Annotated in this window: 26 protein-coding genes, 1 tRNA gene and 1 pseudogene; 14 read left to right on the forward strand and 14 right to left on the reverse strand. The window is 67.4% G+C overall.

The genetic code is table 11. The features are described from left to right. The first annotated feature begins 147 nt into the window (after positions 1-147). The gene (locus tag O7601_RS08085; protein ID WP_348650258.1) at positions 148-585 is read left to right on the forward strand and encodes a VOC family protein; all 438 of its coding nucleotides are present in this window, start codon (positions 148-150) and stop codon (positions 583-585) included. Between the two features lie 482 nt (positions 586-1,067). Here O7601_RS08085 and O7601_RS08090 read toward each other — a convergent pair whose 3' ends face one another. The 4 genes from O7601_RS08090 to O7601_RS08105 all read right to left on the reverse strand — a co-directional run bounded on the left by O7601_RS08090 (position 1,068) and on the right by O7601_RS08105 (position 5,090). Beyond that, complete coding sequence (locus O7601_RS08090; RefSeq protein ID WP_281565575.1) at positions 1,068-1,292, reverse strand: hypothetical protein; 225 nt, start codon at positions 1,290-1,292, stop codon at positions 1,068-1,070. A gap of 236 nt (positions 1,293-1,528) precedes the next feature. Next, positions 1,529-2,842 carry a site-specific integrase gene (locus O7601_RS08095; RefSeq protein ID WP_281565576.1) on the reverse strand — a complete coding sequence of 438 codons (1,314 nt, stop codon included), beginning with the start codon at positions 2,840-2,842 and terminating at the stop codon, positions 1,529-1,531. Between the two features lie 275 nt (positions 2,843-3,117). Further along, a tRNA-Lys gene (locus tag O7601_RS08100) sits at positions 3,118-3,192 on the reverse strand. A 59-nt stretch (positions 3,193-3,251) separates the two neighbouring features. Further along, the gene (locus O7601_RS08105) at positions 3,252-5,090 is read right to left on the reverse strand and encodes a site-specific integrase (protein WP_281565577.1); all 1,839 of its coding nucleotides are present in this window, start codon (positions 5,088-5,090) and stop codon (positions 3,252-3,254) included. A 374-nt stretch (positions 5,091-5,464) separates the two neighbouring features. Here O7601_RS08105 and O7601_RS08110 point away from each other — a divergent pair. Then, positions 5,465-5,708: pseudogene (locus O7601_RS08110) on the forward strand (IS701 family transposase); the annotation flags it as partial. A 323-nt stretch (positions 5,709-6,031) separates the two neighbouring features. Here the strand turns inward: O7601_RS08110 and O7601_RS08115 are convergent. After that, positions 6,032-6,586, reverse strand: coding sequence for a hypothetical protein (locus O7601_RS08115; protein ID WP_281565578.1), 555 nt, complete (start codon positions 6,584-6,586; stop codon positions 6,032-6,034). 28 nt (positions 6,587-6,614) lie between these two features. Next, on the reverse strand, positions 6,615-7,388 hold the full coding sequence (locus tag O7601_RS08120; protein WP_281565579.1) for a hypothetical protein: 774 nt from the start codon (positions 7,386-7,388) through the stop codon (positions 6,615-6,617). 277 nt (positions 7,389-7,665) lie between these two features. On the opposite strand from O7601_RS08120, the gene O7601_RS08125 reads away from it, so the two are divergent. The 11 genes from O7601_RS08125 (at position 7,666) to O7601_RS08175 (ending at position 20,200) form a co-directional block, all read left to right on the forward strand. Further along, positions 7,666-8,124: a hypothetical protein gene (locus O7601_RS08125; RefSeq protein WP_281565580.1), complete on the forward strand. Its 459-nt coding sequence runs from the start codon at positions 7,666-7,668 to the stop codon at positions 8,122-8,124. After that, complete coding sequence (locus O7601_RS08130) at positions 8,121-8,612, forward strand: hypothetical protein (protein WP_281565581.1); 492 nt, start codon at positions 8,121-8,123, stop codon at positions 8,610-8,612. Before O7601_RS08125 ends, O7601_RS08130 begins: the two co-directional genes overlap by 4 nt. Then, positions 8,609-9,172, forward strand: a complete 564-nt coding sequence (locus tag O7601_RS08135; RefSeq protein WP_281565582.1) for a hypothetical protein — start codon at positions 8,609-8,611, stop codon at positions 9,170-9,172. The genes O7601_RS08130 and O7601_RS08135 overlap by 4 nt, the downstream gene beginning before the upstream one ends. After that, complete coding sequence (locus O7601_RS08140) at positions 9,169-10,560, forward strand: hypothetical protein (RefSeq protein WP_281565583.1); 1,392 nt, start codon at positions 9,169-9,171, stop codon at positions 10,558-10,560. The genes O7601_RS08135 and O7601_RS08140 overlap by 4 nt, the downstream gene beginning before the upstream one ends. 528 nt (positions 10,561-11,088) lie before the next feature. After that, complete coding sequence (locus O7601_RS08145; protein WP_281565584.1) at positions 11,089-12,429, forward strand: GTPase-associated system all-helical protein GASH; 1,341 nt, start codon at positions 11,089-11,091, stop codon at positions 12,427-12,429. Between the two features lie 5 nt (positions 12,430-12,434). Continuing rightward, complete coding sequence (locus O7601_RS08150) at positions 12,435-13,397, forward strand: hypothetical protein (protein WP_281565585.1); 963 nt, start codon at positions 12,435-12,437, stop codon at positions 13,395-13,397. A gap of 2 nt (positions 13,398-13,399) precedes the next feature. Then, positions 13,400-14,227 carry a hypothetical protein gene (locus tag O7601_RS08155; RefSeq protein WP_281565586.1) on the forward strand — a complete coding sequence of 276 codons (828 nt, stop codon included), beginning with the start codon at positions 13,400-13,402 and terminating at the stop codon, positions 14,225-14,227. Positions 14,228-14,249: 22 nt separating this feature from the next. Beyond that, entirely contained in the window at positions 14,250-16,736 is a 2,487-nt protein-coding gene (locus O7601_RS08160) for an effector-associated domain EAD1-containing protein (RefSeq protein ID WP_281565587.1), read from the forward strand. 48 nt (positions 16,737-16,784) lie between these two features. Further along, complete coding sequence (locus O7601_RS08165) at positions 16,785-17,861, forward strand: caspase family protein (protein WP_281565588.1); 1,077 nt, start codon at positions 16,785-16,787, stop codon at positions 17,859-17,861. 723 nt (positions 17,862-18,584) lie between these two features. Further along, positions 18,585-19,070 (forward strand): anthrone oxygenase family protein, encoded by a 486-nt coding sequence (locus tag O7601_RS08170; RefSeq protein WP_281565589.1) that lies wholly within the window; start codon positions 18,585-18,587, stop codon positions 19,068-19,070. Between the two features lie 80 nt (positions 19,071-19,150). After that, positions 19,151-20,200 carry an NAD-dependent epimerase/dehydratase family protein gene (locus O7601_RS08175; protein WP_281565590.1) on the forward strand — a complete coding sequence of 350 codons (1,050 nt, stop codon included), beginning with the start codon at positions 19,151-19,153 and terminating at the stop codon, positions 20,198-20,200. Between the two features lie 96 nt (positions 20,201-20,296). Here O7601_RS08175 and O7601_RS08180 read toward each other — a convergent pair whose 3' ends face one another. The 5 genes from O7601_RS08180 to O7601_RS08200 all read right to left on the reverse strand — a co-directional run bounded on the left by O7601_RS08180 (position 20,297) and on the right by O7601_RS08200 (position 24,213). Next, complete coding sequence (locus O7601_RS08180) at positions 20,297-21,514, reverse strand: hypothetical protein (RefSeq protein WP_281565591.1); 1,218 nt, start codon at positions 21,512-21,514, stop codon at positions 20,297-20,299. Between the two features lie 54 nt (positions 21,515-21,568). Continuing rightward, positions 21,569-22,261 carry an ABC transporter permease gene (locus O7601_RS08185; protein ID WP_281565592.1) on the reverse strand — a complete coding sequence of 231 codons (693 nt, stop codon included), beginning with the start codon at positions 22,259-22,261 and terminating at the stop codon, positions 21,569-21,571. Then, positions 22,258-23,076: an ATP-binding cassette domain-containing protein gene (locus O7601_RS08190; protein WP_281565593.1), complete on the reverse strand. Its 819-nt coding sequence runs from the start codon at positions 23,074-23,076 to the stop codon at positions 22,258-22,260. The genes O7601_RS08185 and O7601_RS08190 overlap by 4 nt, the downstream gene beginning before the upstream one ends. Continuing rightward, positions 23,073-23,411 (reverse strand): PadR family transcriptional regulator, encoded by a 339-nt coding sequence (locus O7601_RS08195; protein ID WP_093403911.1) that lies wholly within the window; start codon positions 23,409-23,411, stop codon positions 23,073-23,075. Before O7601_RS08195 ends, O7601_RS08190 begins: the two co-directional genes overlap by 4 nt. Positions 23,412-23,493: 82 nt before the next feature. Beyond that, positions 23,494-24,213, reverse strand: coding sequence for a PP2C family serine/threonine-protein phosphatase (locus O7601_RS08200; protein ID WP_281565594.1), 720 nt, complete (start codon positions 24,211-24,213; stop codon positions 23,494-23,496). Positions 24,214-24,275: 62 nt separating this feature from the next. Here O7601_RS08200 and O7601_RS08205 point away from each other — a divergent pair, with 62 nt between their 5' ends. Continuing rightward, positions 24,276-25,454, forward strand: a complete 1,179-nt coding sequence (locus O7601_RS08205; RefSeq protein ID WP_281565595.1) for a LuxR family transcriptional regulator — start codon at positions 24,276-24,278, stop codon at positions 25,452-25,454. Positions 25,455-25,501: 47 nt separating this feature from the next. Here the strand turns inward: O7601_RS08205 and O7601_RS08210 are convergent, their stop codons facing one another. The 3 genes from O7601_RS08210 to mscL form a co-directional block, all read right to left on the reverse strand. Beyond that, entirely contained in the window at positions 25,502-25,861 is a 360-nt protein-coding gene (locus O7601_RS08210; protein ID WP_216592757.1) for a hypothetical protein, read from the reverse strand. Between the two features lie 216 nt (positions 25,862-26,077). Next, positions 26,078-26,323, reverse strand: a complete 246-nt coding sequence (locus tag O7601_RS08215) for a hypothetical protein (protein ID WP_281565596.1) — start codon at positions 26,321-26,323, stop codon at positions 26,078-26,080. A gap of 81 nt (positions 26,324-26,404) precedes the next feature. Beyond that, positions 26,405-26,866 carry a large conductance mechanosensitive channel protein MscL gene (gene mscL / locus O7601_RS08220; protein ID WP_281565597.1) on the reverse strand — a complete coding sequence of 154 codons (462 nt, stop codon included), beginning with the start codon at positions 26,864-26,866 and terminating at the stop codon, positions 26,405-26,407. Between the last annotated feature and the right edge of the window lie 28 nt (positions 26,867-26,894).

Here is a 26,894-nt window from a genome sequence, read left to right on the forward strand (position 1 = left end):
GTAGCACTTGCGATTCGGACGCTGCAAGAGCCAGATTGAAGTTTAAGTGGCGAAGAATCGGGTAACGTGCGCTCGCGTCGGCTGATGTGGGGCCACGAGTGTCTGCCGTGCTCCTTTGACCATCTTGGTGCAGAATGGGCGTTGGAGGTGATCGATGTGGCTGACCGGGAAAACGTCCTGAAGCTGTGTCAGGTGGTACTCGACTGCACCGATGCCAGGTCGCTCGCGGAGTTCTATCGGTCGCTATTGAGCTTGGTGTATGGTCCCGGCGACGAGCCGCCGGGGCCGGGGCGGGCCGACGAGCGCGGCGGCGACTGGCTCGTGCTGAGGACCGCCGAAGGCGCCCCCCAGCTGGCCTTCCAGCAGGTGGACCAGTTGCCGGCACCGACCTGGCCGAACGGTTCGGTGCCGCAGCAGCTGCATCTGGATCTCAGCGTGACTTCGATCGAGGAGCTAAAGGCGCAGCACGAGCGGGTGTTAGCTCTCGGGGGTCGGCTGTTGTCCGACCAGAAGAACGGCCCCGACGAACCCTTCCGGGTCTACGCGGACCCGGCCGGACATCCGTTCTGCATCTTCGTCGCCTGAGCTGAGGAGGATTCGGGGCCGCCCCAGCGACCGGGGCGGCCCCGTCCGTGCAACGAGGCCGTACTGAGTGGTGGTGAAGGAGGCGCGCACCTGGACGTTGTTCCCCACGCCTTACGCTGCCAGCCAGGCGGCCAGTGTGCGAGCGCAGCCGCCCGCGAGCGGTCACAGTTGTCGCCGACAGGCGACAGTCAGGTCGTACGTCTTTCTTGAGGCGTACGGCTGGGTATCGCGGGCTCTGGGCCGTGAGGAATTCCTCGATGTCGAACAGGGGTAGGGGATCCGGCATCGGCTCGTGGTCGGGCAATGCTCGCAGCGAGTTGCGGTGTTCGAAGAAGGGGGCGAGGTCGCTGGGGTACCGGTGGGGGTCGACGCCGGCGAAGGTGCCGGCGGTCCGGGCGCGCTTCAGTAGGGCGCGCCAGTGGTCGATGGGCCAGGTCGACGGATTCGACGCCGTGGCAGAACAGCGCCAGGTGCAGCAGTGGTCAGCGGTTGAGGTAGGAGGCTAGGCCGCCGAGTTCTTCGCTGGCGATGAACACCGACCGCACGTTGAGGATGGCTTCCTCGACGTGGGCGGGGCAGCCCCACGCGGAGTCGCCCCACGAGTCGGCGATCTTGATCTCGGCCGACGCGGTACACCCTCGGGTGCCGCCGAGCTGGCAGTGCTTGGGGCGCGGCGTGGCAACCTGCGCGGCAGCGGCGGCGCGCATCGGGCGGCGAGTTCCGCAGCAGCGGCGGCGCGCTGCTCGGCCTCGGCGCGCAGTTTCCGCTCCGCGCGTACCGCCTTGGCCAGTTCGTCGCGGGCTGACTTGGCGCGTGCTTCGGCTGCTTGAACGGTTTCAACCAGTCGTTGCAACACAACTATCCTGAATGGACGATAACAGATGGTTAACCTCGGTCTCCCATTTGAACGTCGGTTCATAGCTGCTGCTCGATTAATGGCGATTTAAGCCTGGGACGCTGCACCCAAATTCAACCTGACACGGGCGTGGGACCGGAGCAACTCTGCCGTCGCGGTCACCGCCTTCTGCGCCAACTCCCGGAACACCGTCCAATACGTGTCCGCGGTCGTGACCGCGCTGGAGTGGCCCAGGTCATGCTGGATCACCTTGAGCTCGACCCCGGCCGCGCCGGCCAGGCTGGCTGCGCCGTGCCGCAGGTCGTGTAGCCGGACGGGCGGCAGCCCGAGCTTACGGACCAAAGTGTGGAAGCGGCGGGTGAGCCAGTCTGGCCGTATGGGCCGGCCGTCTGGGCGGGTGAACAGGTAGTCATGCGGGTTGCGTGCGGTCCCGGCGAACCGGTCCCGTTGCCACTGGCGCTGCTTGCGCAGCAGCTGGTTGGTGAACTCGTCCAACGCCAGCGTTCGCACGCCAGCGGCGGACTTCGGCGGCCCGAGGTGCGTCTTGCCGTCGACGATCAGCAGTTGCCGTTGCACGCTGAGCTCGCGGTGGGGCACGTCCAGGTCGGTGCCGCGTACCGCGACGGCCTCGCCTCGGCGCAGCCCACGTAGAGAGATCAGCCACCACAGCGGGAACAACGGATCCTCCCGCACCCCGTCAAGGAACTTCGCGGCGTGCTCAACCTCCCAGATCGCGACCGGCGGCTTGACACCGGTGGCCCGCCACAGCTTCTCGCGCTCCCGGGTCCAGGCCACCGCCAGCGGCCGGGCACCTCGCGGCAGGCGCAGCCGCCACGCCGCGTTCGTCGAGACCAGGCCCTGCCGGCGGGCCTCGCTCAGCGCGCTGCGCAGCACCGAGACCACCCGGTGCACCGTGCCCGGCGCGATCAGATCACCGTCGGCTACTTCCTGCCGGCTGATCGCGTCGACCGCCCGCTGCACAGTCTTGACCCCGCGCTGGCCGTCTAGGTCCGCCACCCGGAACCGGCCCAGCCAGGGGATCAGATGTCTGCGGGCCACCGACCGGTACGCCCGCAGCGTCGACGGACGCAGCCGATCCTCCGACAGCGACAGCCAGTACTCCAACCACCGCTTCATCATCCAGGTCTCGGCCATGGCGTCCGGACCGTCCAAGTCGAGGACCTCGGCCAAGCCCTGCTCAGCCGCTGCCCGGGTCAGGAACCCTCCCCGCCGCAGCCGCTTCTGCCGGCCATCCGGGCCGGGCACATGCGCGTCGTAGTACCAGCGACCATGACCCGGCTGGCCGCGCCGCGGGCACTGGGCGCCCACCTGCCGGCCGGTCTCGGCCGACCGGCACGCACACCGTGGGAAAACCGTGCCGTTGCTGGTGGCGGCGGTCATCGTGACCACCTGCCGCATGCGCGGACCGGCAGGGCGCCCTCGCCGCCGGCTCTGTTCAAGCCCTTGAACAGGTAAAACTCAACATTACTTCGGTAGACCAAAAGTTTCTCTTCCTAGCTCAAAGGCCAGTCCTGAAAACTTTCAATCCTTACGTCCGAAATCCGAGCTTCCGGCGATCCGCCACGACCAACAGCATGGGGCTTGACCGTGCCCCACATGTGCCTCACATCCTCCACGTGGGAGGTTGATGCTCAGCTATATTCCCTGTTGGGAAGTGGTGGGCCGCCAGGGACTCGAACCCTGAACCTATGGATTAAAAGTCCACAGCTCTGCCATTGAGCTAGCGGCCCGTATCAGACACGATACCGGACCTCAGCAGAGTCACCCGTCCGCCGGGCGCCCTTGCCAACTAGGCATAGGCCGCGCGCTGTTTCTGCAGCTCAAACCTCATTCTTGCACGACAGGTGGAGCGGGCGCGCGGTAGTAATACGCGAGATGGCGCCCCGCCGTACGCCCGCGCTCTTGGGGTTTCGGCCAGCTGCGCCGTCGCTCTGCGTAACCGAAACTGAGGATTCTCTCGCTCAACGTAGCGACACGTTGCCAACACGCGAACACCCAAGAGGCACCTCCGGTACACAGTGGACGAACCAAGACCCCGTTTGCGCAGGTGAGAGCGTTGATTCAAGTTTGAATCAATGGCACCTTGAGGGCTTTTAATCCATAGGTTCGGGGTTCGAGTCCCCGGCGGCCCACCTGTGTCGTCCTCCTGCGGATGCCTCGCAGATGTGCCGACTTCGGCACCTGATCGGCGTGGTACTAGGGCAGAGGCGGCTTCGGCCTTGGCGCGTTCGGACTCGAGTTCGTGCACGACCGAGGTGTAGGTGTTCGCAGCGACGGTGATACTCGACAGCCCGAGTACTTCCTGGATGTCCTTGAGGTCGGATCCGGACGCCTTGAGGAACGTCGCGGCGCAGTGCCGCAGGTCGTGCAGCCGGATCGGCGGCAGCCCGGAACCTGCGACGAGTCGCTCGAAGCGATCGCTGACCTGCTCAGGATGCCACTGGCGACCGTCAGGTCGCACGAAGAACAACCCGGTCTTCGGCCAGGCGGCGTCGGCCCGCCGGCGTTCCCGCCGCTCCTGGTAGATGCGTAACGCCGTGGTCGTGGAGGCGTCGAGCGCGATGATGCGGTCACCGGCGTAGCTCTTGACGGTCTTGATCACTGGTCGATAGCCGACGGTCGTGAGCTGCTGGGTAATCGTCACGGTCCTCCCCTCCAGGTCGACGTCGCCGTCGCGCAGGCCGAGTGCTTCGCCGCGACGCAGGCCCCGGTGCAGGATGAGAGCGACGATGGGGTAGACAAAGACGTCATGGTCCTCGACGTGATCGAGGAACGCGCCGGCTTGCTCGGGTGTCCACACCATGACGCTGCTGGGCCGTAGTCCCGTCTCCTTCCACTGCTGCGTGGCGGCGGAGGTCCATACCCGCGCCCTCGGTGCTTGAACCGACGGCAACTCGACGTACGCGGCGGGGTTGAACTCGATGAGTCGATGGGTGCGTACCGCATCGTTGAGAGCCTTACGCAGGGTCGCGCGGATACGTTGCATCGTTGCCGGGCCCGTCCTTCGGACCCCCCTGACCGACGCTCGGACCTGGACGTCATCACTGCAGCGGGCGATGTCGATCTGGAGGTTGCGGTCGCTGATGCTGTCGAACATCGACTGGAGATGGCCGACTCGGAGCCGATCGATCGGGATGTGACCAAGGTGTGGAACGAGATGAACACGGATATGGGTTTCGTAACTGACCAACGTGGTGGGTTGGATCTTGCGACGACTTGCGTGCCACTGCCAGAGGTAGTCACCCAGGGGCATCGCCGCAGATGCCACGAGCCCGGCGCGGACGCGGCGGACAACACAATCCCGATCGGGAAACGGCCGACCGCTCTTAGTGTCCTTGAGCATGCGCGCGATATCGTTGCCGACTGTAGTGTCGTCACCAGCGAGTTCGAGTAGCGACTGTGCGCGGCCACGGTCAACGAGGGCCGCTTCACGGGTAGCGAAACCGAAACGTCGCAGCTGCCACCGTTTGCCATCGGGCTGCGTCGGCAGCTCGATCCGGTAGGCCCACGTCCCGTGGGTGGCGCTCCACGCACCACAGGCACGACGCAGCCTCGGACATGCGGCGCCGATCTTGTTCTTGTTCTCATCACGACAAGAGCAACTCTTGAACGGCGATCCCCGTGACATGTGTTACTCCCAGTAGGCGCCCACGCCTTGCGATTGGGTCCGCTGGCGCTGGTCTGTCGGCTGACCTCATGTGGACGGGTCTCGAAACCGTTGGTCAAGGTCTACCCGTCCCCTTGCTCGCGAAGGGGGTAGCGACTGCAGCGCGGACGTAAAGTTCGCGCCCTCTTTCGTCGCGCATCGTCTCCACGGCTCGCTTTCGGCGGGTAACAACCCGGATTGTAATGAATGCCCGACTCACGCTGACATAGTAGAACCAAGCAACGGTAGGAGGAGCTGAACAGTACTGACTGCTCGAAGGGGTGACTAGCGATGTCGCTAACCCGGTGGATGTCCGGTGAGCTTGTTGCCGCCTCTGGGCGGCGCTCGCCGCGGATGCCCGGCGAAGTATGACCACCGGGGAGATCGCCTACTACGTCTACGGACCCCGCCGCACCCGCCTGGTCGACCTGGCCCGCATGGCGGGGGCGCGGTGGGCGATCGAGGAGTGCTTCCAACAGGCCACGAACGAAGCCGGCCTCGACGAATGCCGGGTCCGCGACTGGCGAGCCTGGTACGCCACACACCCTGTCCATGGCCGCCCACGCCTGGCTGTCCGTCGCCCGATCCCTTTCCGCAAAAAGGGGAACCGGCACCGACGACGACATGATGATCAGCTACACCGTACCGAAAATCCGAAGACTCCTCACCGCACTCGCAGTGCGATCAACCCACCCACCAGAGCATGTCTGGGCCTGGTCGCGATGGCGCCGACGACGCCAACCCCAAGCCCGAACCTGCCACTACCGACGCCACGGCTACCACTGACGAACTGCCGTCGCAGTATCAGGGGCTCGGTGCCCCAGTCTGCCTGCCTGCCGGCAATTCGTGGGGCGCTCCGGTGATGCGCTGACGAGCCGCGCATGCGGGCGCCGGAGCCGCGAAGGAGACGTAACGCCAGAGGCTCAAACTTCGGGTACGGAGTACGTGAATTCCTTGCCGCCGCGTTCGGCTACCCCGCGCCGCCGGACGAGCGCTCTTGCCGCGACGAGGCGTTTGAGTCGGTTATTTGCGTTGGGGGCGGTGATGCCGAGTTGTTCAGCGACCGTCGTCGCGGTGAAAGTTCCCAGCGTCCTGGCGAGCTTGAAGGTGTCCGAGAGAACTTCCGACGCCGCGAGCAGCATAAGGTCATCACCGAGTCGCTCCAGTGCGAGAAGTTCGCGGCGTTCGAAGGCGATGACGATAGTTTCGCGGGTGTCGTTGTTGAGTCCGGTGACGAGCACGGAGGTCGGCCCGTCGTCCTGCGTGGCGAGGGTGGAGTAGTACTTGCGGAGGAACTCGTCGGTGAAGCTGACGGTCATCGCCTCCACGTCGGTGAAGTCGATGACGAGAAGGCTGGTGCCAGGCGGGATGTGGTCTTCTAGGTCGTGAAGCACTTTCCTGCCGCGTTCCCTGGTTGACAGGAACGCCCGGTGTTGTCCGACGTCGTAGGTGACGGTCGTAGCGGGATCCGGTTTCACCTGACTGATTGAAACACGTTACGGCCCGTTACGGAACTCGGACGCGGAGCCAGGCCCAGGTGCCGTGCACCGGTTCGGCGACGCGGCTGCAGATCGAGGTGGGTTCCGAGCGAAGCTTCGCGGTGGCGACGGCGTCTCCGCTGCGGAGCATGAGTTCACCTCCCTTGTTGCCGCCTAGGATGGCCTGCCGCCACAGGTTCGGTAGTCCGTGGCCTCGCCCTTCGGCGCGTCTAATGCCGCCGTTCAGCGCTAGCTCGAGAGCCGGGGGTCCTTCCAGATCCTGGTTGGTGGCGTCGGAAAGGACCTTTTGGATCCCGGCGCCGGAGTCGCAGACGGCGAACTCGAACCCAGGCGTGCGGCTCAGGGTGCCGCTGTAGAGCTGGGCGGCGGTGAATGCGCCGGTCTTGCTGAGGCCGTGTGTGGTGGCGTTGCTGAGTAGCTCGGCGAGGCTGCGGAAGGCCGCCCTTCCCGCGTCCGGTCCAAGCTGCGCCTTTACCAATTGGCCGAGTGTCGCGCTGACGTCGTCGATGTTGGTAGGCGTGACCTTGGCAACCTCGAGGAGTTTGTCGGAGTGGTCGCGCCGCCCCTGGGGTGGGACTGACCCGTCGATCTCGGCGAAGGGCTTGAGTAACTCCACAACGTTCATCCGCACGAGATATGACGCGATCTTCGGATCGTGAGGAACGAGCAGGTGGACCCCACGGCCGTCGGCAGCGCCGACGGTCCCCATCGAGACGATGGCGGCGAGCTCAAGCGGGCTGACCCACTGCAGTCCTCGCGCGTCGAGCACCAGGTTCCCCATGTCGCCGTGAAAGTCAGCTCTCAGCTCTCGGCGTCGGAGGGGGTTCCGGCCGGCCAACTCGATGCGCACACACCAAGCATGACAGCTAAAACGGGGCCTGCACGCCCTCGGGACGCCGAAGTGGACCAGAGGCCGCTTCGGGGGTTGCGCCGGACACGGCCACCTGTTTCACTGGTCTCAGTGAAACGGAGAATCTCGGAGTTAGCTGGTGCCCTACCGGCGGCCTCCGAGACCGCGGAGCCCGTCGACACGGCCCCGCTGAAGCAGAGGAGCAGACGTGAGGATCCACATGTTTACGACCGGCGATGCCGTCGCCCAGACCTGCGAGGTCGAGCCCGATGTGCGGCTCGGTGACCTTCTCGTCCTCGAGGAGGACGAAAAGGCGTTCGCGGTCGACGACGAGGCCGAGCTCGACGTGACCGCGACGGTCGAGGCGGCTCTGGCCGGGCGGCCGGGTCACCTGGCTACTTCGGCCTGCCGCCAGATCGCGGTCACGGTCGGGTACGGCGGCGCCGACAAGGTGGTCAAGGTCCACCCGGCGATCCGGCTGCGTCAGGTCCGCAAGCGGGCGATCGCGGCGTTCGGAATCAGCCAGGCTGCCGCGGCCGATCTGGTCCTGCGGCTCCCCGGCGAGACTGAGGACCTGGACCTGAACGCGCCCGTCACCACCATTGTTCCGGGGCGCACCTGCAGCGCCATGGTCGACCTGGTCCACACGGTCCGGCCGCAGGGATGAGAGCGGCGTCCGAGCCCGGCGTCGACCCGAACCTGCGACGTCTGCGCCGGCATCTGTCGGCCGCCGACGTCGAGGCCGGTGTCGACGCCGGGTCCTGGCGCATCGTCGATCTCACCTGGCCGTTCCTGACGGTGGCCATCGCGGTCGGCGAGGACACGGAGCTGGGCATGCGACTCAACGTCCAGGACTACCCGCTCCAAGCGCCGGCGGGGCAGCCCTGGAACATCAGCGCGGACGCACCGCTCCCGATGGCCGAGTGGCCGATCTCGGGACGCAACCCGGAGATCTTCCGCCCCGAGTGGTCGCCGTCGAACAACAACGCGCCGTACCTGGCCTGCGACCGAGCCGGGATCACGAGTCATTCGAACTGGGCCACCGAACGCCCGGAGCGGTCCTGGAACGCGAACCGCACGATCGGCTTCTACCTGCGGGAACTGCACCGGGAGCTGTCCTGCGCGACGATGCCTCAGAGCGGGTTTGCCCGGTGACCGCCCGTCTGACGATCGCACCGCACCTGTTCGACGTCCTGCTCGCCGGGCTGGCCGAGCGGGGGCAGGGACACCGCGAGAGCGGCGCGTTCCTGCTCACTGACCGGTCCCACCCCGAGAATGAGTTGCCCCAGCCGGTCACCGCGATCGCGTTCTACGACGACCTCGATCCGGACTGCCTCACCGGGCGAATCGACTTCCACGCCGCCGGCTACACCAGGCTTCAGGACCTCTGCCGCCGTGACGGGCGGCGCGTGGTCGGCGACATCCACACCCACCCGGCCCACCGCGTTCAGCAGAGCCGCGTTGACGCTGCGCACCCCATGGTCGCCCGGGACGGCCACGTCGCGCTGATCGCCCCGCACTTCGCGGCCGGCGTCACCGACGTGTCCCCGCTCGGGGTCCACCTGTGGCTGAACGGCGACTGGGCGTCCTTTTACGGAAAACAAGTCGCCGAGCTCCTGCTCGTGACCGAACGGCACTTGGCCGCTGAACTCAGACCGTGGTGGCGCCAGCTGCTGTCCCGCCTGCGCCGTCGGCAACTTCAGGAGAGACGATGACCATCCCGATCACCGATACCTTCAACCGCACCGCCCTGTTGGCAGTGCACGATGGAACCCAGGCGACCGTCAAGGCCGCGCTCGACGCGCACGTCGCGACGGGTATGGCCATCGTCGCGGGCAGCGTGGCCGCGGACGTGCGCGGCCAGGCCGCGTTGTGCACGGCCGTCGCGACGGCGGTCCGCGCGTTCGGCCAGGTCATGGTGATCACAGACGGCAAGGTGCCACTGACCGCCGGGCCGCACCGCGGGTACAGCATCGTGCAGATGATCGATCGGGAAGGTGCCCGGCACGCCGATGACCTGACCGGCGTCCCGGTGGACTGGCCCGTGCTGTACCTCGGCGATGCTGCGCTTCCGGCACCCGCCGGTGGCGTCCGGCTCCGGGTCAGGTGGAGCGGTTGGACCGCTCACGTCCATCCGGCTGACACGGGGACCGACCACGCCGTCGAGGGCAACGTGCTGGCCGCGATCGCCGCCGGGGCCCTCGGTGTGCACGAGGCCTTCGGCGCGATCCGGAACCGCCCGGGCAGCGACGCCGGCTGGCGCACCATCACCGTCAACCTCTGGCAGCCGGGGACCAGCGCCGACGGGCCCGAGCTGACCCACGCACCGGCAGCCTGGTGGATCGTAGGCCTCGGTCACCTTGGCCAGGCCTACGCCTGGGTGATGTCCTGGCTCACCTACGCCGACCCGGCCCGGGTCGAGGTGGTGCTGCAGGACACCCAGCGCGTCGTGGACGCCAACCACAGCACCGGGCTTCTCACTCCGGCGAACCCGGACCCGGTCCGCAAGACCCGTCTGGCCGCGGCGGTCCTCGAGCGGGCCGGTTACGACGTCGTCATCCTCGATCGGCGACTCGATCATACCAACCGTGTGCTGGACGGGGACTACCATGTCGCGCTGCTCGGCGTCGACAGCCTCGATCCTCGCAGGCTCATTTCCGGAGTCGGCTGGAGGCTCGCCATCGACGCCGGACTCGGCGTCGGACCGGCCGATTTCAACGCCCTGCTCCTGCGCCGATTCCCCGCTCAGGTCCCCAGTGACGAGACACCCAGCTGGAAGGATGGCGTTTCGCAGCAACGACGTGCTCCCACGGCCGCCCTCGCCGACCTTGAGCGACGCGATCCCTGCGGATCGGTACAAGTCGCCGGGACCGCTGTCGGCGCGGCCTTCGTCGGCGTCGTCACCGCATGCCTCGGAGTCGCTCAAGGCGCCCGCGCCGCCCTATCGGGAGACGGCTTCGACGTGATCAACCTGCACCTGGAGACCGACGACGTCGATCTCGCACCGGCAACCTGCGAGGTCGAGGTGTTCGGGGGCCGCCTCTTGCCCGTAAGTGACCGGTGCCCGGCCACCTCCGGGATGGCAGCGGGTGAAGGGAGTTAGGCCAGGGTGGCGAGGTGGCGCCCAGCCGAGGGCGGCGGCGCAGCCGGTGCTTGGCCTTGCGCGGCCGTCGTGGCGGACGCTGTTGGGTCGGACGTTGACTGGTCCCGACGTCTTGGCGGCCGTGCGCTTGGACCCAATAACGCGCGCCGCCCCGGCGAATCGCGAGGCAGTACGTCTCCGCGTCTAGTGCCGAGGGCGGCGTGCCTATAGGAGAGCATGGGTGTTGGCCGAAGCGGACCGCCGACTGTCCGCTGATTCGGCAGGCGGAAAGTCTCGTCATCTACAAGGACTTACACCTGCGGCTCGGCCGGTCTGTCGACTGGGTGGGCCGAGCCAGCCGGGCGGAGGAGCGAATCGCGGCGACACCTGATGTTTCATCTATGCTACGGCCTCGATCCTTTAGCTAAGGCGAGGCAAGATCGAGGAAGTAGATTCAGCCAGCCCGGTCGCACTCGATCGTCGTCTGGGCTAGCCGAAGAACTAGTTGGCGAGGCAGAGGGAGCGCCGACGGGGTGATTGGGGGCCAAAGTGAGTGAGGACGTCCTGCTCCGCTTTCTCGGCAGCGGGCTGATCGATGTCGGCGGAGACGACACCAAGCTCGAGAAACTCAGGTTGACCGCAAGTGATCTTGCCGGATCCCTGAGGAAGTCGTCGTCTAAGGCGTTGGCCTACGCCTTGGTGGCCTTCGACCCTCAGGCGCCCGTCGAGGATCCGGTCGTTGTTGACGCTCTCGCCGCCCTCAAGAAGCGCTGGGCGACCTACGTCAACACCTTCTCTGGCCCCCCGGTCGCAGTGGTCCGGGCGATGCTCCTGGATGCCCTGGCGCAGGCCGCAGCGGACGACGATCGCATAGGCGTGGCCGTCGTCGCCTCGGCACGCAACGCGCTCCCATTCATCGAGGCCGGGGACGAGCGGGAAATCTGGGCCGACGTGATCACAGAGATCGAGGAACGAGTCGACGCGCGCGCCGAGACCGAGTGGGCAATACCGTCCTCGATTGCGGTTCCGGCCATGGCGTTCGAAGTTCCGGAGTTGAAAGCGCCGACGGTGACGACGGCACGCGCTGGCCGCGATTACCTCAAGAAGCAGTTTCGGGCGGCCGTCGGACCGCAGTTTAGTGATCCCCAACAGGGCGTTGTGGCTACGAACGGAAACCCTCACTGGCCACAGAACAACCCGAGGGAGTGGGTAACCGAGTTCGGCGACCGCATGGCCGATGCCGTGGCTCAGGGCATCGATGCTGTCGCCAGCAAGACCACGATCGAACAAGCGGATCTTTCGGACCCGCTCCAAGCGTTGGCGGCGAGCGTTTCCAGCTATGTCGAAAATACCCTCAATACCGTGACCGCCGCCACAGCCGGTCTGCAGCGACGGACCAACCTGCTCTGGTGGAAGGAAACCCTGTTCTCCCCGACTACCCGGGTCAGTTACCGGGATCTGCCGCCGGCCACTGCGGCGACGCTGATGGCCTTCGACCTACATCAGCAGGTCCCGATGTTCTCCCCAGCGAGCGTGGCAGCCTTCTTGTCTGAGGCCGTGGTAGGTCTTCCCTCGATCGATCAGGACAAGACCTACCCGCTGCGCGAGTTGGTGGCGGAAGCGCAAACGGAGGCTGGGCTGGCTGTGCTTCGCACCGCCGGAGCCGTCGTGATTTCTCCGCCTGAGGGCCGAGGTCCTCTTCTGGCTTTGATCGCCTATCCCGACGTGCCCGCGGCGTGCGCCGAGGCGGAGTTCCGGCGATTGACCGGGGTGCCGCCAGACGCGCAGCTCACGCTGCCGGGCTGGGCTAGTTGGGTTTTCCGTGAGCTACAGGCGGCTAGGGCTTCGAAGGGTGGCTCGAACGCCATACGCCGGTCGCGGAGGAGCTAGGCATCATGCAGAAATGTACGCGACAGGCCTGCTTCGCCCCGGAGATCGGCTGCGATCTCGGCTATCTGAACTTGTCGAAGTGTTCTGAATGGGCGGGACGCGCGACGCCGGACTCGATTGACGTCGAGCCGACCGATGAGGTGCTGCTGCCGTGGTCGGGAAGTGCGCTGGGTTTGGCGGACCTCGGCTTCGTCGCGGGTCGCGCGCGCCCGATGGTCGTCGGAATTGCCGGCCAGCAAAACGCGGGCAAGACCACGCTATTAGGTGCCTGGTACCTACTACTCGGTCGCGGCGCCGTTGGTCTCGAAGATCGTCAGTTCGCCGGATCCTTCTCGCTCACAGGATGGGAGGCGGTCGCGGGATCACTGCGCTGGAATCCAGGGCAGCCGCCGAGCTTTCCGCCCCACACAACGAGCCGGAGCGGGCGTGCTCCGGGGCTGCTGCATCTGTCCTTCTGGGACGCGAGGCTGGCTCGGGTCACTGACTACCTAATGACCGACGCACCCGGCGAATGGTTTCAGAGATGGTCGGTCAACCGCGATTCGGCCGAGGGCGCCGGAGCGCGCTGGGTCTCGGCCCACGCCGATGTCCTGCTCATCGTTGCCGATCGAGAGGCGTTGTCCGGCGAGAACATGGGGTCGGCCCGCGGGGCTCTGCAGCTCCTGGCCCGCCGAGTGGCTGCAGAGCGGCGGGGACGCCCAGTCGCGTTGGTCTGGACGAAGTCCGACATCGAGATCACCAACCAGATAGAGCAGTCAGTTCGGGAGGCGGTGCGAGGTACCATGCCCGACGCTGAAGAGTTCTCGGTCAGCGTTGTCTCCAGTGGTCCTGGTAAGCACGAGGTTGGTGTCGGCTTGGTTGAGCTCTTGGACTGGATCTTGGCGATACGACGTCCGCGCGTGGAGTTGCCTTCCCCGTCAGCGACTAGCAACGATCCACTTTTCATGTTTGGCGCGAGAACGTCGTGACCATGTCGCGCGACTCGATTCTGCTGCTCGGTGAAAGCGGGGTCGGAAAGACACATTTCGGCGCACAGCTTCTCAGGCGGTTGATGAAGGGTGACGGTCGCCTGCGCATGAGCGGACAGGCAACGAACCTCGAGCCCTTCGAGTCAGCCCTTGAAAGTCTGAACGAAGGAAAGGCAGCCGGACACACCGCCACCTCAACCTACATGGACAGCATTTGGCCCGTCGCCGATGTAGCTGGACACCAAGCGGAGCTCGTCTGGCCCGACTACGGCGGCGAGCAAATCAAGAGCATGATCTCCTCCCGCCGGGTGTCGAACGCATGGCAGTCGCGTGTGCGACAGGCGCCCGCCTGGCTACTGTTGATCCGCCTTCAGCAGACGCGGTTCGGCGAAGACATCTTCTCGCGCCCGCTTGGGGATCTACGCGGGGCGGCGATTGAGAACCGGGAGCTGCAAATCTCTGATCAGGCTCGGCTCATCGAACTCCTGCAGATGCTGGTTTTTGTGGGCGGCGCAGCGACTGGGCGGCAAGCTGATCGTCCAAGGCTTGGTGTGTTGCTCACGTGCTGGGACGAACTCGACTTTGATGGAACGCCGGCGGCGGCTCTAGAAGAACGTTTGCCGATGCTTGCAGCGTTTGTGCGGTCCACCTGGTACGCGCCGTCCATCGTGGGGCTCTCAGCCTTGGGACGGCCACTCAGCCCACACGATAGGGACAGCGACTATGTCAGCCGTGGACCGGAGCATTTCGGTTACGTGGTGAAGCCGGACGGATCGCATTCGTCGGATCTCACCCTGCCGATCCAGATGCTTCTCGACGGCCTGCGATAGCGACGGGCGGGTAGGGCCAAGCGTGATCGTGGAGCAGGCAATATTCGGTGAGGTCAAAGGCGGCCATGCAGTCAAGGCGGCGAGCGGCGACCCAATGCTGGCGGCCGAGCTCGCGCCGCGCCTCGACCTGCCGGACACGGTGCCGCCCGGCGTGGACTGGTCGCCGTTTGTATCAGGCTTCGCACATCGGCACCACTTCGTGGTGGCACGCACCTTTATGGACGTGCGCGCAGCGAGGGCCGGCATGGTGCTGTCCCACGCACTCATCGTGCCAATCGAGGACGTCGTCCACGCACCCGATCTCCGCCCCCTCTTCGATCGACTGATCGTTGAGGCAAACGCGCCGTCGGACCTCCCGGCCCTAAATCTCGACCTTGGTCACGAAGTTCCACCGCCATCGGCCGATCTGCCGGCGGCGGCAGCAGCGCTCTCGACCCGCGAAGCCGGGCCCGTGGTTCGCCTCGGGAACCACGGCTTCGACGAGCTGGTGATATCCCTCTGGGGAAGGCTCTTGCCCGCAATGCGCCGACGCTTCGCCTTCCGGCTGAGCTTCGGCCCCGGCGACCTCGTCGAGACGCCACAACCCGCGCTGGTCTGCACGCCTCCCAGCCTAATCGGGCGATGGCGGGGCCAGCGGCTGATCGAAGCGCAGTACCCCAAGGTGCCCACACTGGCCGCCGCCATGCTCAGCGGCTCCAGCGAAGGCGAGGCCCTGCGCTCCTTCACCGACCGAATCGGTGCCGAGCTCACCAGCTTCAGCGATCTCTCGTTACTCGAGGAAGCGTACCGACTTACCGTTCTGAAGCCGGACACGATCGCCAACACCGTAGCTGCTGTCCGCTTGGTGGGACGTCTATCGCCAACCACTGCGCACGGTGCAGACGACAAGGCCAGCCTGATGGGCCGTCTGACGTCACATCTGGGAAATGCCACGGCGGACGACGTTCTGCCGCTTCGCAACCTGGCTCTGCGAGGCTTTGATCAGGCCGAACGTGTGTGGGCTGAGCTGGAGAACTGGGCCGCGAGGAACAGCTTCCCAGCAGCTCAGGACCCTGCCTTCATGCTGGTCATCGCGGACGCGATGGAGGCATCGGAGAGCACGGAGGACTGGCGAACGGCGGTGCTAGGTGGCCTGTCGCGTTCCGCTCGCGCCCAAGGTGCAGCGTTCGTCACCGCATTCTGGCGGTGGGCGGAGGCAGACCCTGCAATCGTGAAGCTGCTCTGGAAGGTAGTCGAGGCAGACACGGGACTAGAGGACCGACTCGTCAGCGTCGCGCCGCAAAGGTTGAAGTGCGATGCCGCGCGACCAATCCTTGAACATGCCCGACAGGAACATCTCTACCGACTGCACGGTGCGACGGCGTCAGCTGCCTACGACCCTGCCGAGGCGGTTCGCCTGCAGGTCGCAGTCGAGCCACCGCCGGCCGCTGCGGACGGCGTCCGGCTAGCGCTCAGCAAGGCGACACCACGCGAGGTTTTAGTATGTGCAGCCAAGGTGGTCGATCCGAGGGTAATTCAGCTTGCCGCCGAGCAGGTCGCGCAGACACCAACACTGCTCGCGGACGAGGACCTGTCTCGGGAAGCGGCCCGACTGGTTTGGTCAACCGCCTTGGACCTCAACATGGACGCCTGGCGTGGCCCGGCAGATCCGCGCTCAGCCTTCGACGCCGTCCTCGTGGACGTGCTTGACAGTCGACCAGCCCCGCCCCAACTCGTCGAGCGCCTATCGCGCACACCGCTCGCCGATCTGACGGGATTCGCGCGTCGCCCCGAGCTGTGGTCAACGCTGACGGGCACAACCCGGGACGCCTTGATCCGTGCGACGGCGCGAGGATGGCTCGACAACGCCGCCGCCAATAGGGCCACTCCCGGCCTGGAGCCAGAAATCCAAGCCGCGATCCTTAGCGATCACAAGCTCGACGCGCTACTCGATCAGTTCGCGGACGGCCGAGTCGGTGCGGCCATCCAGATCATGCTGGCGCTGCCGGCCTTCGACGAACACCGTTTTTGCGCCTGGCTCCGCCTCGTGGCGAACCATTCCCGCCCCATCCCTCCTACCGACGCCGAGGCGATCGGGCGTCTGACGCAGGAGCGACGGTGGCGGCATGCTACGGACGAACTCCTACGAATGCTGCGGAACAGGCGCGAAGACATCCGGCCCGCCCTGCGCGCCTGTGTGTCGATGCTTGGTCCGCTGGACCGCTGGTGGCACAAGCTGTCCCCGATCAGCCCTGCGGAGAAATGGGAATCGCTAGAGACTCTGGCAGCCGAACTATTCGAAACCGGCCCAGACCATGACAATCTGTGGGCACGAGCCGGCGGCCACAACGCCGACCTTCAACAATTTGGAAACGGCCGCGCGAGGTGGCGGGACGCGCTCAGCAGGATCCGTCGCGGGGGTAAAGGCCCTCGGGTGGACAAGCTCCTGCGTGAGATGCTGACGGAATTTCCCTCAAATGCCTCGCTGCGTTTCATGGCTGACGACAAGGAATTCGGAGGCCGCCTGTGAGCGCCAGATTGAGTGCGACGGCGCGCTTAGAGAGTGAGATGTGAAACCGTGACATTTGACAAAGGTCGCGCGCTGGTAATTGGCATTGCCAACTATAACGAGATCAGCGGCCTCCCTGAGGCCGTGCTAAACGATGCCCGCGACATCGCGTCGGTTCTTCAATCGACCGACTATTGTGGTTTCCTGCCTGGTAACATTCGGCAGCTTCTCGACGGGCAGGCTACGCTGGACGCCATTCGCGCTGAGCTGGCAGAGCTGGCGTCGTCGGTCGATCCGGACGACAGCGTCGTCATTTTTTTCTCGGGACACGGTGCGCGTATCGGCTCGGGACCTACCGAAACGAGCGCGCTAGTCCCGGTCGATTGCCGGGCTACCAAAATGCGGGACAGCGTGCTCGGGGAGCCGGAATTTTCGGCCGCCCTAGCTGGCATAAAGGCGAGGCGACTGCTCGTGCTTATTGACGCCTGCCAGGCCGGCGGCGCGGGCACCTTGAAGAGAAACGAGCATGAGGAAGTTCGGCTCGGGTTTGACGAGAAGTCCCTCGGAAGACTTGCGCAAGGCGCCGGCCGCGTGATCATTGCCTCCTCCCGGGCGAACGAGACGTCACTCGTGCTTCGGGACGCACGTAATAGCGTTTTCACGGAGCGACTACTCGAGGCGTTCAAGGGGAAGGCCCGAACGACGGGCGACGGACTCATCCGCGTCTTCGACGTTTTCAACTACGTCAGTGAGCAGGTCCGGCGAACCGTTCCTGGCCGACAGCATCCAATCTTCAAGGCATCGGACCTCGAAGACAACTTTCCAGTCGCGCTCGATCGAGGCGGAGCGAAGGCAGCGTCCGTCGTCCAGCCAGATGCCCCCGAGCGTTGGCGCGAGATCGAGGAACTCATGTCAGACCTTTACCCAGCCGGCCCGACCGATCAGGATATCTGGGCCCGAGCCGGAGGCGACGTTTCGCGCCTAAAGCTGAGCGGAACTGGCAGGGCGAACTGGTTCGCTGCCTTGCGTACTCTTCGGCTTGGCGGAGGCGGGCAAAACATTAAGGTTCAGACACTGCTCGGCACGGTACTCTCTGATTTTCCTCACCATGCGGAACTCGCGGCATTGAGAGATGAACTTGGGTAGCCGTTCCGAAAGGGGTGCGTCCGTCAGGTCGGCGTTGCGGCCGAGCGGGTCCAGATCTGTGTGGCTGTAGGGTGCAGGCTTGGCAACGTTCAAACGGCGCAACCAGCCGTCCAACCGGACCGGCGCGCCACCATCCCAAGCAGCCGCGCAGCCCGCAGTCGCGTTTCGGCTGCAGAAGCTTGCTTGCGGCTACGGAGAAGTCCGACCCGACGAGAGATCGGCCACGTCTGACGTAGCTGGCGCGTACAGCCATCAAGCATGGTGGCTGGGGGCCGTGGGTGTTCCATGGGTGATCGGATGCCAGCGGCCTCGGAGGGATTACAACCTAAAATCTGGATTTCGAACATGATTAATCGTGCACCTGGCGAACACAATGGGTAACGACCACGCTGGCCTGCTGATATCCGGCGACGCTTTCCTGGAAACGGGCGCAAGAGTTCGGACTGAAAGAGGCTACGGTAAGTAGCGGAGACAGAAAGCGCTGGTGAGAATTAAAAGTCCACAGCTCTGCCATTGAGCTAGCGGCCCGCGTCGCTCAGGTTACCCGACACCGGCGGGAGCGGGCTCGCGGCTTCCGGCCCCGCCGTCTGCGTGGTGGCGGTGGCGCCCGTCACCTACGGGTGGACGTCGGCTGGCAGGATCGGCTGGGCCGACGCCCGGACTCGCCGTTGGTCAGGCTGCCCCGCGCCCTGCTGGGCTGCCCCGCGTCTTGGAGGTGCCGCCATGTCGGAGCCGATCCGCCTCGCCGTGCTGGCCGGGGCAACACTTACCACCGGGTTGGTGGCGGGACTGTTCTTCGCGTACGCCTGCTCGGTGATGCCGGGTCTGGCCGCGACCGACGGTCGGACCCTGGTCGGCACCATGCAGTCGATCAATCGGAAGATCATCAACGGCTGGTTTCTGTCGGTGTTTATCGGTGGGCCGCTGCTCGTGGTGGTGGCCGTCGTCGGGTATGTCGGCACCGGCGGGGCGGTGCTCGGCTGGCTCGTCGCCGCGTTGGTAGGCCACCTGGTGACGTTCGGTGTCACGGGCCGGTGCAACGTGCCGCTCAACAACCGGTTGGAAGCTGCCGGGCCGGTCGACGGGATCGAGGATCTGGCGGGGGTACGGCGATGGTTCGAGACGCCCTGGGTGCGGTGGAACCTGGTCCGCACGGTCAGCTCGGTCGCCGCTTTCGCCTGTCTGATCGGCGCACTGCTCGCCCGCTGAAGAGCCACCGCGACGCGATGCCGGCTGGCGGGTGGGGGACGGCTGCGCTTGGAAAGCGGCTGACCGGGTACGGACCGGGCATGCGGATCGTGGTCGTGGGAGCGAGTGGGAACGTCGGTTCGGCGGTGCTGCGCCGGTTGCGGCGCGAGCGCGACGTGGAGATCGTCGGGGTGGCGCGGCGGTTGCCGCCGACGGGGGCGGGTGAGCCGTACGACGCGGTGCGGTGGCACTCCTGCGACATCGGCCTGGCCGGGGCGGCGGACGAGCTGACCGATGTCTTCGCCGGTGCCGCTGCGGTGGTGCACCTGGCCTGGCAGATCCAGCCCAGTCACGACCAGCACGTGTTGCGCCGTACGAATGTCGGCGGCAGCCGGGCGGTGGTCGACGCGGTGCTGCGCGCGCGGGTGCCGGCCCTGGTGTACGCCTCGTCGGTCGGCACCTACGCACCCGGCCCGAAGGACGTGCCGGTCAGCGAGCGCTGGCCGGCCACCGGGGTGCCCGGGTCGTCGTACAGCCGGGACAAGGCGACGGTGGAGGAGATGCTCGACGGGATCGAGCGGAGCCATCCGGCGCTACGGCTGGTCCGGATGCGTCCTGGCTTGATTTTCCAGCGGGATGCCGGCATCGAGATCAGCCGGTACTTCCTCGGCCCGCTGGCGCCGGTGCGGCTGCTACGGTTCGGCCGGCTACCGCTGGTACCGACCAACCGGCGGCTGCGGATGCAGGTGGTGCACGCCGACGACGTGGCTGACGCGTACGCCCGGGCGATCATGGGTGACGCCCGCGGCGCCTTCAACGTCGCGGCGGACCCGGTGCTGACTCCCGAGCTGGTGGCCCGGCACTTCCACGGCTGGACGGTGCCGGTGGCCGCCCCGGTGCTGCGGGCCGCCGCGGCGCTCACCTGGCGGGCACGGCTGCAACCGGTCGACGCCGGCTGGATCGAGCTGGCTCTCAACGCGCCGCTGATGTCCAGCGAGCGGGCCGAGACCGAGCTTGGCTGGCGCCCGAGCATCGACTCGGTCACCGCCCTGCGGGAACTCTTCGCCGGCATGGCCGAGCGCGCCGGAACAGACAGCCCGCCCCTCGCCATTCCACCCAGCCTCCCGGCCGGCCAGGGCAACCCCTACTGAACCGCCTTTTGCCGCCACTGACCAGGAGCTTCGCGTCGAAGAACCGCCGGCGGATCCAGACGCGAACTTCTTGATCAACCGTGAATGATCGACGGGTCAGCGGACGGTGGAGGCGGTGAAGGTGGGCTTGCCGGAGCCCAGGTAGAAGATGCCGGGGTGGTTTTCGAAGCCGTGGCTGGGGTTTCGGCGCAGGGTCGAGTTCTCGATGCGCAGGGTTCCGGTGCGGTCGTTGCTGACGAAGAAGACGGCCCCACCGCCCTCCCGGGCGTCGTTGTCCTCGACGACCGTGCCCGCGAGACGTACGGAGAACTTGTTGCCGTCGCAGTAGATCGCCCCGCCGCTGCCGCCGCCAGGCGTGCCGGAGCGGGCAGGGTTGGCGCCCTCGCCGACCGCCTCGTTGTCCCGCAGCACGCTGTTGAGGACGACCCAGGACACCCCGATGCTGCTCAACGCGCCGCCGTTGGCGCAGGAGCCGCCGGTGAACGTGCTGTTGACCACGTACACCGGCTGGTCGTCGTGCTGGTCGAGGACCCGGATCGCGGCACCGCCCAGATCCGGGCCGGAGCGGTCGCAGCGGTTGTCGACGAAGCGCGAGTTGACCACCTTGAACCGGCCACCCCGGACGAAGATCGCCCCACCGCCGCCGCCGTCGGTGCGCTGGCCGGTGGAATCGCCATCGGTGAAGGTGAGGTTCTGCACGGTCAGTCGCGGGTGATCCTGGTTGTCGCAGTGCGACGTGGTCCAGCCCTGCAACGCGTCGCAGGTGTTCATGTAGAGGATGCGTCGCTTGCCCTGCCCGCTGAGCGTGACCTTGCCGCCGCCGTCGAGGACCACCTGCGGGCCGTTGGCGTTGCGTACCTTGGCGGTGGCGGTCATCCGGATGGTCACCGGGTCGGGGCCGCAGTCGAAGGTGATGATGCCGCCGGCCGCGACCGCCCGGATGACGGCGGCGGAGGTGCAACTGTCGGCGGTGCCGTTACCGACGGTGCGGGTCGGCTTCGACGTGTCGATCGCCTGCCCGGCCGCTGGAACGCTCACCCGCCCGCCCGGGTTGCCGCTGTTGGGGGCACCCCGGGACGTACGGGTCGGTGTCGGGCTGGCACTGGCAGTCGGCCTGCTGCCCAGCCCGGCCTGAGCCGCCGGGGTGGCCTGCGCGCCCGGTGTCTGCCCCGGCACACTCGGCGCGGGCGCGGCGCCACTCGCCGGCGCCTGCGCGTCGCGCGGGTCGGCGCTCGGTACGGACGGGCTGCACGCGGCGAGGGCGGCGACGGCTAGCCCGAACGCGACAGTGGCGGTGGAGGATCTGAGGCGCACCCCGTGATGCTAGGTCCTGTGTCAACGGACCCGACCCGGCCGTGGGCGGAAGGGTCAGGCGATCGGCACGTGGTGCAGGTGCCGCCGTCGACGCAGCCGGACGGCGAAGACGGCCGCCACCGTGACGATCAGCAGGACGGTGACCACCAGCCCGTGCAGGACGCCCCGGATCAGGTAACCGTCGTCGGTGTGGTCCACCGCCCAGGTGCCGATCTCCCGGCTGGACCAGAACGGCGTCAACTTCGCCCCCGCGTCGGCCGGGTCGAGCAGCATCTGCATCGCCACCACGGTGAGCAGCAACAGCGTGCCCTCAAGTTCGCGGGGCAGCAGGGCACCGATCAGCATGCCGAAGGGTGCGGCCACCGCCACGCAGCAGAGCATCGCCACGGCGATGCCGCCATACCGCAGGTTGTTCGCGTCGACGACGGTGATCAGGAAGAACGGCACCGCGATGGCCAGCCCCAGCGCCCACAGGCCGAGCATCCGCCCGAGGTAGAGGTGGTGCGGCCGGTAGCCGGCGAGCCGGAGCCGGGGCTCCAGTTCGCGAGCCGCGCTGGTGGCGAAGAGGGCTGCGGTGCTGACCGCCCAACTGATGCCGAGCAGCAGCGCGCGCACCGACTGCCCGACGTAGGAGTCGCGCCGGATCAGCCAGAAGGTCAACGGCATCAACAGCAGGAGCAGGAGTACGCCCCGGCGGCGCGCCAGCTCCCGCAGCGTCATCTCGGCCACGGTGACCAACCGGTTCACGATCGGCCTCCCTGGTGGGCGGGGGTCAGGTCGAGTACCACGTCGACCCGGTCGAGCTGGTTGAGCAGGTGGGTCACCACGACGATGGCCCGTCCCTCGTCGCGCAGCCGGGTCAGCTGGTCCCAGAGGTTGACGTAGCTGCCCTGGTCGAAGCCCTGGTACGGCTCGTCGAGCAACAGCACGTCCGGCTGCGCCAGCGTGGACATGGTGAGGTTCAGTTTCTGCCGCGTGCCGCCGGAGAGGTGCCGGGCAAGCACCGCGTTCTCGGCATCCCAGCCGAGCCGCCGGGCCGCCGACCGGCCGGCCTGGCGGGCGGGTCCCCGTGGCACGCCCTGACCGGTGCCGACCAGCACGAAGTGCTCGTCGGGCAGCAGGAAGTCGGCGGTGCCGCCCTGCTGGGGGCAGTAGGCCAGCCGGCCCGAGACGGTCACCTCCCCGGCGTCCGGCGAGACCAGGCCGGCGCAGATCCGCAGGAAGGTGCTCTTGCCGCAGCCGTTCGCGCCGACCACGGCAGCGATCTGCCCGGCCCGTACGGTGAGCGACGAGTCGCGGAGCACCACCTGCCGGCCGTACCGCTTGGTGAGGCCCCGGGCGTGCAGCCGGACGGGGCCCGGGCGCGGGCCGGGCGCGGTGCCGATGCTCTCCACGATGGCGGCGGCGTACGCCTGCGGCGAGCCGAAGACCAGCCACGGATCACCGCCGCCCTCGCGCAGGTGGGTGGCCGCCTCGGCGACCACGTGCCGGACGGCGTTGTCGCCCACTCGGCGCTGGTGCAGCTCGGCCGCGAACGCGCGCAGCCAGTCGTCGGCGTTCACCCGTCGACCCCCTTCGTGACGATGCCGGTCACCGGGGCCACGAACGCCAACCAGGCGTTGCCGCCGTGCCGCAGCGCCGCTCGCCCGTCGTCGGTCAGTTGGTAGTACTTGCGGGCCGGACCGGAATCGCCCTCCCGCCACCGTGCGGTGACCAGCCCGGTGCGTTGCAGGCGCAGCAGCACCGGGTAGAGCGTGCCGCCCTGGATCGGTCCGACGCCTGCGGCGTCGAGCGACTGGGCAAGCTGATAGCCGTAGGACTCGCCGTCGCGCAGCAGGGCGAGCACGCAGAGGTCGAGCACTCCCCGCAGCCACTGCCCCCGACGGTCGGAATCCACCCGCCGAACCCTAGTGCCGCTACCTAGATGGCACAACTACCTAGTGCGGGACGGCAGTCCGACCGGCCGGTGCCGGCGTACCTCAGCCGGTCACCACGTCGGAGATCACCACGGTGACGTTGTCCGGTGCGCCGGCTTGGTGGGCGAGCTTCACCAACTGCTCGCCGCACTGCTGGCGGTCGGCGTGCATGCCCAGCGTGGCGGCGATCGCGTCGTCGGCCACGTAGTCGGAGAGCCCGTCGCTGCACAGCAGCAGCCGGTCACCGGCGGCGACGGTCACCGCGCCCATCGTCGGCGGCGCGTCGGCACCCTGCACCGCCCGGGTCACCAGCGAGCGCTGCGGGTGGTGGCGGGCCTGCTCGGGGGAGAGGGCACCCTGGTCCACAAGCGCCTGCACGAACGTGTCGTCCCGGGTCAGCTGGCGCAGGTGGCCGTCGCGGAGCAGGTAGCAGCGGGAGTCGCCGACCTGCGCCAGTACCAGCGTCTCTCCGGCCAGCAGGGCCGCGGTCAGCGTCGTACCCATGCCGTCCCGGGCGGGGTCGGCGGCGATCGCGGCGTGGATGCGCTGGTTGGCGGTGCTCACCACGGCGCGCAGCGCCTCGGTGGCGTCGTCCGGTGCGGTCGGCGGGACCAACTCGTCGAGGATCCTGATGACGATCTCACTGGCCACCTCACCGGCGGGCAGCCCACCCATGCCGTCGGCCACCGCGACGAGGCGCTCGCCGGCGAGGGCGGAGTCCTCGTTGTTGGTCCGGACCAGACCGATGTCGTTGAGGATGGCCGAGCGGAGGATCAGCGTCATGGGACAAGCTTGCCAAGAAGACCCTTCCCGCGTCTCTACGCACTACTGCGTAGGGTTGAGGAATGTTGCCGGTGTCCATGGTCGGGCGTGCCGGTGAGCTGGCTGAGCTGGCCCGGGCCTGGTCCAGCGTGGTCCTGGGCCGCCGCCGTTCCCCGGCCGTAGCGGTCGTCACCGGGGGACCGGGCGTGGGCAAGAGTCTGCTGGTCGCCGCCGCGCTGGACGGCTTCACCCCGCGACCGGAGGTGGTGCTCAGCGGTGCCGCCCGGGTGCACAGCCCCGCCCCGTACGACTGGTTGGCCGCGGTGTTGAGCGGACGTGACACCGCCCGGCTCGACCTGCCGGCCGACGCGCTGGCCTGGCTCGCCCAGCAGCCCACCGCGCCGCGTGAGCGTTATGCCCCCGGCACCCTGCTCCGGCTGGCCGTGCGTACCGTCCGGGTGCTCGTCGGTGCCGGTCCGGCGGTGCTCGTGGTGGAGGACCTGCACGCCCTCGACCCGGCCAGCCTCAACCTGGTCGGCGAACTGGCCACCGCCGACGGGCTGCCGGCCTTGCTGGTGGTGGCGACCAGGCCCGCCGCGCGCGCGGTCTCCCCGGAACTCGCCGGCCGCACCCTGGCCCGGCTCTGCGGAGTACGCGGCGTGGTGCGCCAGCACCTCGGCCCGCTGCGTCCGGCCGAGGTCGCCGAGGTGCTGACCCAGGTGTACGCGGACCCACCTCCCGAGCTGGCGCACGAGATCTGGCGACGCACCGACGGCAACCCGTACGCGCTCACCGAACTGCTCGCCGCACACGCCGGGCAGGATCCCGACGCCCTGCTGGCCTCGGCCGGCCCGCCGGTGCCGCCCGAGTCCGATCCTGCGCTCTCCCCGTCCCGTCCGGCCGTGCCCGCCTCCCGGGCTGCCGTGCCGGCGGAGTTTAGTCCCGGACGGTCGAGGCGCAGCCGTGTCGCGCCTTCGGCGGCCCCGCGTCCGGTCTGCCTGACCGGCCGGGAGGCGGAGGTGCTCGACTGCCTGGTCGCCGGCATGTCCAACAAACAGGTGGCCCGCGCCCTGGGCATCTCGGTACGCACGGTCACCGTGCACGTCTCCAACCTGCTCCGCAAAACCGGCACCGCCTCCCGTACCGAAGTGGCCCTCTGGGCGGTCCGCCAACACCCGACCCCCCAGCACCCCCCGCACCCCCCGCACCACGGCGCCGATCATGAAGTTGTTGCCCCAGCAAGCGCTTACCCATCGCAATAACTTCATGATCGACGGACTGGTGAGGGTGGGTGGGTGGGTGGGGTGGGTCAGGATTCTGGGGGGAGGGTGGTGGCGGGGGTGTTGAGGGTTACTTCGGTGGGGGTGACGGTGGAGATCTGGTCGGCGAGGACGTAGACGGCACCGGTGGGCACCAGCTCGGTCGACACCTTCAGGTAGCCGGTGCGCAGCAGTCGGGCGGCGAGGTCCGCTGGCACGTCCGGTTCCTCCACGGTGGCGGATTCGATTAGCTCGTCCAGACTGCTGCCCGGGTCGGTGGTCGGTGCCTGCACGGTCACCGCGTTCGGGTCGCCGCGCTGGACGAGGTCCACGGTGCCTACGTCGACGCCGGCCGAGTCGACCACCCGCATGCCGGTGGTGACCCGCGAGAGGGTGGTCCGTTGATCGATACCCTGCTGCTCCATCCCCGCGCGGTTCCCAGCCTCCCCTTCCCCTAAACCACCCCCACCCCAGCCCTGCCCGGAGCCCGTGTTGATCAAGAAGTTTTGGTCGGGGAAAGCGGGGGCGAATCTTGACCAAAACTTTTTGATCATCGCAGCGGGGCGGGGCGGGTTAGTCCCTGTCGCTCCGCTACGCGAAGCGGCCCTAATCGGGAGGAAGTAGGTCTACTTCCGAGTTAGGGGGTTGGGGGGGCGGGGAGTTAGTTCGCGCCAGGTGTCGGTGCCTTGGAGCAGGGCGCGGATGGTGTCCTCGGCCTCGTCGACGGTGTCGTACTCGTAGAACCGGGAGACGCCCTCGGCGCCGCCGGCACGTTGCTCGACGAACCATCGGTCGGCATCCGCCCGGAGGAAGACGTCCCGCCGGGCCAGTCGCCCCCATTTCCCGTTCCACCAGTGCTTTCGCTGCTCCATGGCGGGACTCTATCGAACATTTGTCCGACACAAGTCGGCCCCTGCGGGATTCCCACAGGGGCCGATGTGCGGGTGCCGGATTCAGCGCGCCGCGGGCGGTTCGTCCCGGCGGCCGAGCACGTCGTCCAGGGCACCGCGCTGCTGAGCCGGGGTGGTCCGGCCGGCGGCGACGAGGGCGTCCCGGATCTCGGTGAGCAGTTTGATCTCCTCACTCGGCGCGGCCGGCGGCGGCTCCTCGCCCCGCTGGCGGCGCTCGGCCAGCCGGTTCATCGGAAACACCACCAGGAAGTACAATGCGGCGGCGGTGAGCACGAAAGTGATCAACGCGTTGACGAACGCTCCCCAGGTCACGGGGTTATCGGTGCCCAGGCTGAACTGGGCTCCGTCGCCAGCGGGGCCTGGGCCGATCAGATTGATGATCGGCTTGAGGAAAGAGTCGGTGAACGCCGTGACCAGCCCCGTGAACGCGGCGCCGATCACGATGCCGACCGCGAGGTCGACGACGTTGCCGCGCATGATGAAGTCTTTGAATCCCTTGATCATCCATTACTCCCGAGGTGTCCCGTCTATG

It is taken from the genome of Verrucosispora sp. WMMD573, from assembly GCF_027497175.1.
Classification (GTDB): Bacteria; Actinomycetota; Actinomycetes; order Mycobacteriales; family Micromonosporaceae; genus Micromonospora.

Coding starts and splice junctions, on each gene's coding strand:
- O7601_RS08175 (WP_281565590.1), top strand. CDS start 19,151: ATGCGGATCGTGGTCGTGGGAGCGAGTGGGAACGTCGGTTCGGCGGTG.
- O7601_RS08095 (WP_281565576.1), bottom strand. CDS start 2,842: ATGACCGCCGCCACCAGCAACGGCACGGTTTTCCCACGGTGTGCGTGC.
- O7601_RS08170 (WP_281565589.1), top strand. CDS start 18,585: ATGTCGGAGCCGATCCGCCTCGCCGTGCTGGCCGGGGCAACACTTACC.
- O7601_RS08215 (WP_281565596.1), bottom strand. CDS start 26,323: ATGGAGCAGCGAAAGCACTGGTGGAACGGGAAATGGGGGCGACTGGCC.
- mscL (WP_281565597.1), bottom strand. CDS start 26,866: ATGATCAAGGGATTCAAAGACTTCATCATGCGCGGCAACGTCGTCGAC.
- O7601_RS08130 (WP_281565581.1), top strand. CDS start 8,121: ATGAGAGCGGCGTCCGAGCCCGGCGTCGACCCGAACCTGCGACGTCTG.
- O7601_RS08155 (WP_281565586.1), top strand. CDS start 13,400: ATGTCGCGCGACTCGATTCTGCTGCTCGGTGAAAGCGGGGTCGGAAAG.
- O7601_RS08120 (WP_281565579.1), bottom strand. CDS start 7,388: ATGGGGAACCTGGTGCTCGACGCGCGAGGACTGCAGTGGGTCAGCCCG.
- O7601_RS08205 (WP_281565595.1), top strand. CDS start 24,276: ATGTTGCCGGTGTCCATGGTCGGGCGTGCCGGTGAGCTGGCTGAGCTG.
- O7601_RS08200 (WP_281565594.1), bottom strand. CDS start 24,213: ATGACGCTGATCCTCCGCTCGGCCATCCTCAACGACATCGGTCTGGTC.
- O7601_RS08140 (WP_281565583.1), top strand. CDS start 9,169: ATGACCATCCCGATCACCGATACCTTCAACCGCACCGCCCTGTTGGCA.
- O7601_RS08105 (WP_281565577.1), bottom strand. CDS start 5,090: ATGTCACGGGGATCGCCGTTCAAGAGTTGCTCTTGTCGTGATGAGAAC.
- O7601_RS08090 (WP_281565575.1), bottom strand. CDS start 1,292: ATGCGCGCCGCCGCTGCCGCGCAGGTTGCCACGCCGCGCCCCAAGCAC.
- O7601_RS08150 (WP_281565585.1), top strand. CDS start 12,435: ATGCAGAAATGTACGCGACAGGCCTGCTTCGCCCCGGAGATCGGCTGC.